Here is a 12447-nt window from a genome sequence, read left to right on the forward strand (position 1 = left end):
ATGGGTTTTACTTTTCAATTTTATACCCCACCCCCCATATCGTTCGGATCCATTTCGGATTATCTACCGAATCATTCATTTTCTCGCGCAAATGCCTGATATGAACAGTGATGGTATTATTATTTTTATTGTAATATTCATCGCCCCAAATCACGTGAAATAATTGTTCCGAGCTGATGACTTTGCCTTTATTCTCACAAAGGACCCGTAAGATTGAAAATTCTGTAGGTGTAAGAGATAACTGTTTTTCGTTCAGCCAGCACTCATGGGTGTTCACATCCAGAACCAGGCCGGAATAGGCTATGACCGTTTCATCAGGCACTGGCATGGACTTGTATTTCTTATATCTGCGCAATTGCGCCTTTACCCGCGCGACCATCTCAAGCGGACGAAACGGTTTGGTAATATAATCGTCTGCCCCCATCGTAAGGCCAGTAATCTGGTCTGTTTCTTCATCCTTAGCCGTAAGCATTATAATAGGAAAATTATGATTTTCCCGAATGCGCTGGCAGATGGTAAAACCGTTAATATCCGGAAGCATAACATCCAGAATTGCTAAATCCACATGTTCATTCTCAATATACTTGAGGGCATCCTGCCCATTATAAAACTTATGAACATTGAAATTTTCATTTCTTAAGTAGATTTCGATCAGATCGGTGATGGCCTGCTCATCATCCACCACCAGAATATTATCAGTCACTGTGGGATCACCTGCCTTCACTGCATGAAATATACTTATTGTACCAGAAAACGGAAAGGGCTTATGTTGTTTTTTTCTTGTTTAATTCTTAAGATAATCCTAAGGTTAGCTGAGTTTCCCACATAAAGAAGGCTGTCGAAACTTTCTCGACAGCCTTACATTTTGAATGCAATCACGAAGTAGTTACTGGTATTGTACCGGCCTTCACTCTGGCGCTGAACCCGGCAACTGCTTTTTTCAATAGTAAGGCCAGTCCCAACGTAATGAGAATACAAATCGCATTCAGAACAAGGTCGTTCACCTGCAGGTTCAGGCTTCTCCCGAGATCTGTCAACATCTTGAGCATTCTTTCATGAAGCAGATAAATCTCCAGACTATGCGTGCCGCAGAATGAGAGGAAGGAATAACGGGTCCATTTACGCTCTGCCATCCAGTGCAGTACTCCCGCCGCCAAGATGCATAAAGGCAGTGTAATCAGAATAAAAGGATACCACCACAGTCCATAACTCCATACATAGTCCTGCAGATATTTCTGGCTAACTACCAGCAGCAATATACCTGAGACAAACACTGCAAGATGCATGATCAGACTCAGCCGCGAGATTGCCCGTTTTTGATCGATAAGGTATCCAACAAACACGCCTACACAGAATATCGGAATTCTTATCGTAAAAATCAGCAAATAGGAGAGCGAAGTTCCAGATAGAACTACGCTGAGCAGTATTCCAAGAAGGCTGGCCACAGCAACGGTAATCACCTTATTCCGCTCCCTGAAAAAATACATAAACAGCGGCGTAAGCAAATACAACACCAATAGTGCAGGGACGTACCAGTCAAACCGGCTGTCCAGCCCGAGCCAAAAGCTAAGCGTCGTCAGATTCAGAAGGACCTCTGTAAAGGACATCTCACCGATCCCCCAATACAGAAGACAAAATAACAGCACCACCGGAAGATACGTTGGCAGAATCCGCTGCAGCCGTCTTTTGTAAAAGGTAGCCATGCTGACATTACCGCGATAGGCATAATATAACCCCAAACCCGAAACCAGCAGGAAGATATCGACTCCACCGTACCCATAGGCTTGCAAGGTGCCGAGAACCGGCACGGAGGATGCATTAATCGTCGAATGATACAGCACCACCCACAGAATCGCCAGTCCCATGAGTTGGGTACGATACGTGCTGATCAGCTTATAATTAAGCTTTGTCATGGATAACCTCCTGAAGCGCCGGCAGCTGGCGGGAAGAGGGGCTCGCAGGCATTAGACTGGAAAGTTTCTTGTAATTCAGCGAAAAGAGAATGCCAAGCGAAGCTTCCGCAAGAATGATTAAATCCCGATTAGAAATCACCAGCGGAATCGCAACCACACTAATGACGATAAGAACCCAAACCGCCGGATACCCCATATACGGCTCGATGAAGCGGCCCAGCCACAGCAGGACTCTCATCGCCACATAAGTGCAGACCAGTGCCAGACACCATATCCACACAATATACAGGTGGCCCAGCCCAAGCCGGTCAAAGGCCAAGATCAAGATCAGATGGGTAAATAGAAATAGAAATGAATGCTTACCGAAATAGAGCATCAGATTACTGGGAGCATAGCTTTTTTTCCTTCTGAAGAGATAAAAGACCCCGAACAATACAAACAAAGACAGCAGAAGATAGTTCACAGACATATTGTATTTGATAAAATCCGCTTCACGCACTCCACCGTAACTGGATATCACGAGCAGTGCCCCGGCTATAAGTGCTCCAATAAGGTTCACCCTGTTGCTGCACCGATAAGCGAAGATCCCGGCCACAAATGCAAACATCCATGGGAAATAGGTAAACCCAACAGTTTCTGTGAACAGTATGGATTTAAACGGGAAGTCCGGCAATAGACTGCCAATGAAAAAATGCACCAAAAAAACAAGCAACGCCAAAAGGAGATATAAATAGAGTGGAAGTTTCAAATATTTCTCTATGAGGTATACACTCAGCACTCCGAGTGCAATGATCTGGGGAACATCCATTACCGAGAACGCCTGAACCTCCGGTTTCCACATGAGATTATAGGAGAAACCGATGACAGCGAACAACACGTAGAAGCTAAGCAGCGATCTGAAGCTTTTCCTTCGAACCTGCAAGGTAGTCGTCACCCCCGAGACCGCAAAGAAAAGTACAGGGGCCAAACCGGCAATAATCTGAAACACCCGCTCATTGCCATTAAAATAAAGCGGAATATGGGCCACAATCATCAAAATACAGCTAATCCCCTTAATAGCATCCAATGAATAGTCATATTCCTTCATTCCCCTCACTCTCCTCCCCCTTTATTTGACTTTCTTATAGAGTACTTTCTTATAGAGTATAAGACGGAATTCATAACTTTCCATCACTCTAAAGTGTAAGATTGGGTTGGGGGGGGAATGTGAAAGATTGGATGTTGAGTAGGATTCTGCAGTTAGAATCAAAATAGATACTTCTTATTGGTACAGCGATAATGAACATACCAAAATCAGCGGATCATGCAACGTAACAGACTACAACCGGTAAGGATGAAGTAACGAAAGATCACCGGGCATCCTGCCGGTCCAGCAGAGAATCCCTGGACGTCTCATTTTTAAGCATATCTTCCTGTAAATGCTCATGACTGATAAAATGTGCTTATCGTTTGGCAGCAAAACGTTGTCTCTCCTAGCATAATAAAACATGTGCAACGAGGTGATTGTTGCTTACTGTATAGTGGACAACCATATGATAGACCCGTGACCCTACTGTGCCATTGCAATCAGGACAACGTGTATACTTCTCAAGCATGTCTGGTCACAGAACAATGCATCTCTTACAATTATAGAAATTACTTGAATTTTTCTATGAATAATTTTACATTTTTCATCTCTTCAATATTATTTTTTAGAGTTTCTTCATCCCAATTAGTCCAATCTATTTTTAATAATTCTGATATTATTTCTTCTGAAAATCTATATTTTATTAGTCTAGCAGGTACTCCCCCCATTATGCTATAAGGCATTACATCTTTTGTCACAACAGCTCCTGCACCTATTACTGATCCTTTTCCAACTTTTACTCCATCGAGAATTATGCTATTAAAACCAATCCAAACGTCATCTTCAATTATTACTTTTCCTTTTAGCGTATTCTCGTTATTAGTGATGTATCTAAAATTTTCATCATACAGTATTGGATGTGTGGATACCCAATTATGAGGATGGTTCATTCCTCCGATTCTCACTCCGGGAGCTACACTGCAATATTTTCCAATTACCGTACCAGGTTCAATACTTCCGTCTATTTTATGGCAGCCATAAGAATAATCGCCAATATCTATATTGTAATATACTTTCATTAACTCATTTAAAACATTATGAGAAGGTGCATCTAAACGTACGATAACACTAAATAAGACTTTCCTCCAGATTCTAACTCTAATTTTCCCATATAAAAACACTATTAACTTAAATAATTTAACTTTCATGTTTCATATCCTCTATTATTTTGTTGTTATCTCTTCTAATCTTGTAATAAACAAAAATGTAAAAAATATTTTGGAAAATATTAGCAAATAAATACCCCATTGCTATGGCAAGTGCACCATATTTTTCTGATAGAAAGAAGGTAGTGCAAATTAAGATAATTGCCCAGCAAACAGTAGAAATAAAGTTTGTCCAAATCTTATTATTTATATATATTTCCTGGTAAATACATGTTGAGATAATCTCCACCACAGCAGACAGACCTATAATTATAATAACTGAGGTAACCCCATTATAGCCTTCACCAACAAATTTTAATATCAGTGGTAAAGAGATAATAACCATGAATGAAAAAATAATTGTTAAGCTGCCATTCAAAAGAATGTTTAGCTTAAAAAGCTTTTTATACGATCTATAATCTTTATTTTTAAGACTGACTAAAATAGGGCTTGTTACACCTAATACTACCATCGGGAAAAATGTCATGATTATTTTTAAATTACTTGCAAGATTAAACAGCGAAAGACTTATAAATCTATCTGCCGAGTAATTAACTAAGAACTGATTTGCTAACCAAGTTGCCACTCCCCCTATTATTCCTATTAAAGCTGCGGGGAAAGTAAAAATCCATAGTATCTCTTTTTCCTCCATAATCTTTTTGTATGTAAATTGAATATCATTATTTTTCATAGCTTTTGTAACCAAACGTTTACTATAGAAATAGGATATGGCAGACGTAACCACAATGGCTATTGCAGCACCATTCAAGCCCCACAAATAAATAAATACGGATAAGAACGCTAAACTAAATAGGCCTTTTAAAATACCAATCTTTGAAACATCATCAAATTTTTCTAATCCAGTTAAAACCCCGACTTGATATCCATTTATTGTAAAGAAAAAAATATAAACACTGGCATATAATAACTGTGTTATTAGTACCTCTTCTTTAAAAATTTCTAAAGCTATATATCTAGCAAAGAGTATCATAATTAATGTAAGAGCCATACTTATTACATTTGCAGTAACATGCGATAAGCCTAATATTTTATTTAATTTCTCTTTATATTCTGGCATACCCTTATATTCTGCTATAAATTTTGTTGCAGTGACACCTAAACCAGCACCAGCAACCGAGCTAAACATTACAACAGTACTTTGAACTAGCGAGAACATACCATAATTTTCATTTCCTAGTAATCTAGCCGAGACGATAACAGCCATAAAGCTCATCAATTGCCCTGATACTGAACCTAGTAGCCTCCAACTAATACCATTTAACAACCTATTTTTTATACTCATAGTTCCTCTCGTATTGTAAACAGCTTGAATTTCTTCTTGAATTTAATTGACATTATGACATAATTAATTAATAATTTCGCTTTAAAAACATGAGGGACACTACGATAATTTAACATTTCTCTAATATATAAACTATAACCATTCCACGAATTAACAAAAAGATTACGACCTTGCTTAGTGAGACCATCATCTCGATATTCACACAAGTATATAATCTCATTTATCCAGCTCAAAATATACCCATCATTTGCTATTCTATTAAAAATAAGAGCTTCTGGAATGAATTTCTCATTAGAAAACTGAGGAAATGGATACTTTTCAATTATTGATTTTTTAAATACCTCCGCCTTATCACCTGTGACTTTTAATTTATACCTAAAATCAAAAGAATTGGCATTAACTTTCAGTCCATCAAAAGTCGTACCAATTAGCCTTCTATCTAGATATGCTTTATTCCCGCTAAGACCTGCAATCCTCTTTTCATTCTTTATTAATTCCCACTCTTCACTTATAAATTCTATACAATGCTCGGTAAGAATGTCATCTGAGTCCACAAAAAAAACTAGCTCTCCATTCGCAAGTTTCACTCCGTTATTTAGAGCAATATGTTTTCCGCTATTAGTTTGATATAGATAATTAACAATAACTTTTTTTTCATCAACTATTCTTTTGATAGTTTCTTTGGTATTATCAGTAGACCCATCATCAATTACAACCCATTCAAATTTCTTATTAGTTTGCAACAATAGAGATTTATAAAGATTAATAATAGAGTAAGCTCTATTGTACGTAGCAGTTATCACCGATATCATTTATTTTTTTCCTTTCCATAAATCATCTCACCTATGGACAAATAACATAATGTCATTAACAGAATATTTAATGATCAAAATAATATTTTGAAATATATGGTAATTCAAACACTAAAAATATAATATTAATCAAAATAAATACAATAAGGGATATGATACCGCTCTAAAAGAGAAATTCCATATAATTACTATGCGGAGACAGTCCAAATATTTCATATATTTCTGAGATATTATGTCCTTTAAAATTAATATTGTCCCATATATACATAAGTAACCTCTTCATGATCTCTATTTTAATGAATTTTCCTTTAAATTAGAACATTAATGTAACAAATATCGGATAAAGGTAATAATTGTTATTATCTTAGTAATAGCCAGAAGCAGGAAACTTCTCAGATCTAAAATATATTAAAAATTGATATAGATATAGATATTATTAAAAATAAATATCATTTTTATTTTATAAATGCCTTTCGTTCCCTTTGCTTTTGTCTCTTAATAATAATTCATCCATAAATCTCTTCTAATATTTTAGTTGTCGAGTCAACTGAAAAACCTTTTTTTCGGATGAGTTCAAATCGCTCTTGAGGGGATATTATATTTTCTTTAGATTGTAAAGCTTCATTAATTTTTATCTGCCATTGACTAAAATCATTATTCAAAGGAAGAAATTCAAAGTAACCAGAGTTTAAATTAGCATCCTTCGGAACATTGTTACTTGCGATACATGGGATACCCGCGGCTTGGGCTTCTATTAATGCAATTCCAAGGCCTTCATGCAATGAAGGAAATATAAAAACATCCATTAAATTCAATAACTGAGGTATATCATCTCTTATACCTAAAAAATGCACGTGATCATAAATCCCCATAAGTTTTGTTGATTCTTCTATCTCTTTTTTCAGTGGCCCATCTCCTATAAGAAGTAAATGAGATTCAGGTATTTTTTTTAGTATATCCCTAAATAAATCAATTATAAATTTGTGATTTTTAGGATAACTAAAACTCCCTACATGACCAAACACAACACTTTTTTCTTTTAAACCTAATTTTATATATCCTATATTCTGATTCTCTAAGATATTTTCAAAAACTTCTAGATTAATCCCGTTTAAAAGTATTTGATGCTTTACATCTTTTAGAATACCCTTACCAAATAAGGCATGTGCTGCATCAGAAGAACAACTCAATAAATTTGTAGAGTATAAATTCATTGCTTTTTTACAAATAAAGTAATAAACATTCCTCACATTAATTCCATGATATCCCAATGTGCTATGACTATGAGCAACTCGTACAGGAACATTGTTGAATTTAGCTATAATTATTGGAATTGCGCTAAAATTATGAACATGACTATGAACAGCAATAAATGGCCCATAATATTTAATAGTGTTGTTAAAAGCTTGAATATACTTAATAATGTTATCTTTTGGAGAGGGATGACAAAATATCCTCCCACCAAGCGCTTTAATTTCATTATCATAATAGCCAGGTATATCTGTATTCACTGCAAAATCAAACTGGAATTTTTCCTTATCAATTTTTCTATAAACATTCATAATTAAGGTTTCTGCTCCACCACAATTCATGGCTCCGAAAACATGTAATATACGGACTGGTCCGTTCATAACATCACTCCAATAAGTCACTTCATTATTATTTCAATAATACACTTTCAAAAAAAGATTTCCTTTTCACTCCTAAAATCTTTGCAGTATATTGTTCTGCTACTTGAATGTTTGTGGTAGCCATACTTTCCCTTATTTCAACATTAGATAATACATCAAATATTTTATTTGACAAAGATATAGCATCATTAGGATTAATTAGGTAATCTTTTGATAGTAGTTCTGGTATCCCCCCTACATTGCTGGCAATCGATGGAATCCCTCGGCTCATAGCCTCAATTAAAGCTCTAGGTAACCCTTCAGTTTTACTGGGCTGTAGATATAGATCAAGCTCGTCAAGCCAATTTAGAACCAGTTCTCCACTAGGAAATACCCCGGAAAACACAACGTTATCCTCCAAATTGTATTTCTTTATTAGTTTCTTATAGGGTTCTTTGTTACCTTCACCAAGAATCCTAAATTCAAATTCCAATCCTCTTTCTCTAATTTTATTTAATGCAACTATAGCAGTATCAATTCCTTTATAATTTGCTGCCATGGATCCGATTAAACCAATTGTATATTTACGTTTATTTTTACATCTTTTCATTGCCTTATCATAATCACTAACATCGTTTATCATCACGTCAGAACAATCAAATGTTTTACCATGGCAAGGATATTTCTGTTGCAAAAACTCTTTAGTTACATATAGAGCATAAGGAGCTCTCTTTATAAAGAATTTAGTTCGGATTGTTGCAATCGGTGCGTAAATTTTCCCTTGCCAACTACCATAATTCCACAGAGAATCCCACACATGACCAACAACTTCAACTGCCCAAGGTTTTTTATTTTTAATTGCTAATGAGATTGCAAGCATACCAATTTCACTAGGCAATCGCGATATTATTATATCTGAATTTTTTATGGCTAATTCTAATTTTGAAGTTGCCTCCGTTCTATTTTTCACCATATTAACGGGTCCACTAATTGATGGTATCTCACAGAATATCACAGATGGTCCGCTTGATAAATTCTGTTCGTCACATTCTATATCCTTAACAATTTCATTCCTTGACGCAACAGTAATTTCGCTATAATATTCCAAATAACGTTTCCACAAACTGTATTTAAAAAACGGACTATAATATAGATTAGTATCGATATTCTTTCTTATAATTACATCATGCGCAAAAAGTAATTTCATAAAATCCCCTCATATACACTATGAGATTTATATCCATCAGGATTCTTCACTTGCCAATTCCAAGCATCTCTACACATTTCATCAAGTTTTTTTTCTGCATACCACTTTAATTCGACATTTGCTCTTGACGGATCAGCATAACAAATACCTATATCACCACTTCTTCTTGGCTCAAAAGTATAATCAATTTTTCTGTTGGAAACTTTTTCAAAAGCTTGTATAACCTCTAATACACTATATCCCTGTCCAGTACCTAAATTATATATTTTGAAACCACATTGAGTATACAATTTTTCAATAGATTTTAAGTGCCCTTTAGCTAAATCAACAACATGAATATAATCTCGAACTCCCGTACCATCAGTCGTATCATAATCATTTCCGAACACACTAACTTTTTCTCGAATTCCAATTGCAACTTGAGAAACGTAAGGCAGTAGGTTATTAGGTCTTCCTTTAGGGTCTTCTCCTATTTCTCCGGTCTTATGAGCCCCAATAGGATTAAAATATCTTAACAGTACAATGTTCCAATCATTATCAGAGTTATGAATGTCACGTAATATTTCTTCTACTATTAATTTAGAACGACCGTATGGATTCGTAACCCCAACCTTTGAATTTTCGCTAATCGGAACATTCGTAGGATTTCCATAAACAGTGGCCGACGAGCTAAATATTAAGTTTTTTACATTGTATTTTTTCATTACTTCTATTAAAAATAGAGTACCCGTTATATTATTTTGGTAGTATTTTAAAGGATTAGTTACTGATTCAGATACAGATTTGTAACCTGCAAAATGAATAACTGCTTGAATATTATGGCGTGAAAAAATCATTTCTAGCTTTTCGGTGTCCATTACACTCATCTCATAAAAATCAAACTTTTTCCCAGTTATCTTTTGTACACGGTCAATAGATTGAAAACTACTATTACTAAAATCATCTATAGCAACGATTCCCAAATCCGAATTTAATAATTCCACGCAAGTGTGACTTCCAATATAACCTGCAGCACCTGTTACGAGTATCATATTTTCACCTCTATTTAGATAACTACAAATAAGAATTATATATGCTAATCATTTGACTCATTACACGATTTAACGAAAACAATTGAGATCTCTCTAAACTTTCAAATTTCACAACTTCTCTTTTATTTTTTTCTTCATAAAGTGTGGATATAAATTTATAGAATTCATCTGGAGTATTCAAATTAAATAAAAATCCATTTTTATTGTGTTCTACCAGTTCGTTATGACCACGATTCTTGGAGGCAACAATCGGTAAGCCACAAGACATTGCTTCAATGATGTTCACAGGCAGTCCTTCCCTTAGACTTGACGAAACTGCAACATCACACATTGGATATAATTCATGTAAGTCTTCTCTATAATCCAAAAAATCTATATATTCTTCAAGACCTTCAGATTTGGATATGTCTTTGTAGTAATCGGATAATAACCCTTTTCCAACTAGTAGTAAACGGACATTTGGGATAGTATTCTTAAGTTTTGATATACTTCGTATTAAAAACTCTTGATTTTTATTTTTATTTAATTCAGCAGCATAAATCATTAGAAATTGATTATTACTATATTTATTCTTCATACGTATCTTTTCAATTTCCTCTGTGCAATGTGGTCGAAATCGTTCGGAATCCACCCCCACTCCGTTAACATGCTTAACTGTCTTCATTTTGAAACCTAACGAATTTGCGGCGTTATAGTCCTCAGTATTAATTGTTATCAAACAATCTGTGTATCGTGATAACCATTTTTCTATTGGATAGAATAACATCCAATTTATCAATGGCGCATTTTTATAAAAGTGAAACCCATGGGCTGTATAAATAACTTTTGTGCCATATTCTCTTGCCTTTTTTGCAGCTAAACGGGTGACTAAGCCTCCCATTGGAGTATGACAATGAATAATTTGATAGTTATTTAACTTAATAGTGTCCTTTAGTTTCTTAATTGCTGTTATATTCTGTTTCTTAAATGGAGAGCGTGCTATCCCTATATCATATTTAACATCGACATAAGGTAATTCCAGATTACCACTTGCTGCTACATGAACTTCCCACCCTTGTTCCTGAAACCATTTTAGGTATGGTAAATGAAATGCCTTAATATGATAATCCACAGTGGCACAAAAGAGAACTTTTTTTTTCATTTTATCTCCTAATACAACATTTTTATTAATTTAATGATAGAATTCTGTTCTTCTTCGTTCAATGTACTACCTGACGGTAAACAGATTCCTTTTTCAAATAATTCTTGACCAACTGTATTATTGTTATCATTGTAGTGAGAGTAAAACTTATAGTTTTCAAACAAGGTTTGCATATGCATTGGTTTCCAAACTGGTCTTGCTTCTATATTTTCTCTTTCTAATTGTGTTAGAATTTGTTCTATAGTTATTCCGTAATCCTTTTTAACAGTTAAGACACTCAACCAATAATTAGGAGTTCCATATTCACTAATTGGCATCAAATTTATTGGGTTGTTTTCAAAACCATTTGTATAATTTTCAAATATTTTCTTTTTACTCTTAATTCTTGATTCTAATGCTTCTAATTGGCCTCTACCAATTCCTGCACAAATATTAGACATGCGATAATTGTATCCTACTTCTTTATGTTCATAATGCTTAGTTGCTTCTCTAGATTGTGTTGCCCAAAAACGCATTTTCTTAATTGCAGCTTCATTGTTTGAAACAACCATTCCTCCACCAGAAGTAGTGATGATCTTGTTTCCATTAAATGAAAATACACTTATATCACCGAATGTACCACACTTTTTGCCTTTATAGGTTGCCCCCAGTGCCTCCGCAGCATCTTCAATTACTGGAACACCATATTTTTTGCATATAGGCAGAAGTTGATCATAGTCAGCACTTTGTCCATAGAGATCAACAATAATTACAGCTTTGGGCATTTTATGCTCATTCCAAGCCCATTCAAAGGCTTTTTCGAGAGCAACAGGAGACATATTCCAAGTATCCGGTTCCGAGTCTATAAATACTGGATTCGCATATTGATACAAAATGGGATTGCAACTACCCGCAAAAGTCAAATCAGAACAAAATACATAATCTCCTGGTCCAACTCCATAATACTTTAATGCTAAATGAATCCCGGCTGTTCCCGAAGATAAAGCTAATGCATGATTAACACCAATATAATCACAAATTTCTTCTTCAAATTTGTCTACATTAGCTCCCAATGGAGCTATCCAATTTGTCTCAAAAGCTTCTTGTATATATTTCATCTCATTGCCACTCATATGAGGGGGAGAAAGGAAAATTCGATCATTTTTCATATTTTCGTCAC

11 protein-coding genes are annotated in these 12447 nt (G+C 35.1%); all 11 read right to left on the bottom strand.

Annotated features, from left to right (window positions below):
* Positions 1-7 precede the first annotated feature (7 nt).
* Positions 8-703, bottom strand: a complete 696-nt coding sequence (vanR, locus tag MHI45_RS11560) for a VanR-ABDEGLN family response regulator transcription factor (protein ID WP_038595760.1) — start codon at positions 701-703, stop codon at positions 8-10.
* Positions 704-875: 172 nt separating this feature from the next.
* On the bottom strand, positions 876-1913 hold the full coding sequence (locus MHI45_RS11565; RefSeq protein WP_076114202.1) for an acyltransferase family protein: 1038 nt from the start codon (positions 1911-1913) through the stop codon (positions 876-878).
* Positions 1900-3000, bottom strand: coding sequence for a hypothetical protein (locus tag MHI45_RS11570; RefSeq protein WP_076114201.1), 1101 nt, complete (start codon positions 2998-3000; stop codon positions 1900-1902). Before MHI45_RS11570 ends, MHI45_RS11565 begins: the two co-directional genes overlap by 14 nt.
* Before the next feature lie 548 nt (positions 3001-3548).
* Complete coding sequence (locus MHI45_RS11575) at positions 3549-4187, bottom strand: CatB-related O-acetyltransferase (RefSeq protein WP_083675934.1); 639 nt, start codon at positions 4185-4187, stop codon at positions 3549-3551.
* Positions 4177-5487, bottom strand: coding sequence for an oligosaccharide flippase family protein (locus tag MHI45_RS11580; RefSeq protein ID WP_341119078.1), 1311 nt, complete (start codon positions 5485-5487; stop codon positions 4177-4179). The genes MHI45_RS11575 and MHI45_RS11580 overlap by 11 nt, the downstream gene beginning before the upstream one ends.
* Positions 5484-6299, bottom strand: coding sequence for a glycosyltransferase family 2 protein (locus MHI45_RS11585; RefSeq protein ID WP_076114661.1), 816 nt, complete (start codon positions 6297-6299; stop codon positions 5484-5486). Before MHI45_RS11585 ends, MHI45_RS11580 begins: the two co-directional genes overlap by 4 nt.
* Positions 6300-6805: 506 nt before the next feature.
* A complete protein-coding gene (locus MHI45_RS11590) occupies positions 6806-7930 on the bottom strand; it encodes a glycosyltransferase family 1 protein (protein WP_076110701.1) in 1125 nt (374 codons plus the stop codon).
* A gap of 28 nt (positions 7931-7958) precedes the next feature.
* Positions 7959-9116: a glycosyltransferase family 4 protein gene (locus MHI45_RS11595; RefSeq protein ID WP_076110702.1), complete on the bottom strand. Its 1158-nt coding sequence runs from the start codon at positions 9114-9116 to the stop codon at positions 7959-7961.
* Positions 9113-10147 (bottom strand): UDP-glucose 4-epimerase GalE, encoded by a 1035-nt coding sequence (gene galE / locus MHI45_RS11600; protein ID WP_076110703.1) that lies wholly within the window; start codon positions 10145-10147, stop codon positions 9113-9115. The genes MHI45_RS11595 and galE overlap by 4 nt, the downstream gene beginning before the upstream one ends.
* Before the next feature lie 22 nt (positions 10148-10169).
* A complete protein-coding gene (locus MHI45_RS11605; RefSeq protein ID WP_076110704.1) occupies positions 10170-11288 on the bottom strand; it encodes a glycosyltransferase family 4 protein in 1119 nt (372 codons plus the stop codon).
* 8 nt (positions 11289-11296) lie between these two features.
* Positions 11297-12436 carry a DegT/DnrJ/EryC1/StrS family aminotransferase gene (locus MHI45_RS11610; RefSeq protein WP_076110705.1) on the bottom strand — a complete coding sequence of 380 codons (1140 nt, stop codon included), beginning with the start codon at positions 12434-12436 and terminating at the stop codon, positions 11297-11299.
* Positions 12437-12447 lie beyond the last annotated feature (11 nt).

This window comes from Paenibacillus sp. FSL H3-0321 (genome assembly GCF_038002865.1).
In the GTDB taxonomy this organism is placed as follows: Bacteria; Bacillota; Bacilli; order Paenibacillales; family Paenibacillaceae; genus Paenibacillus_AQ.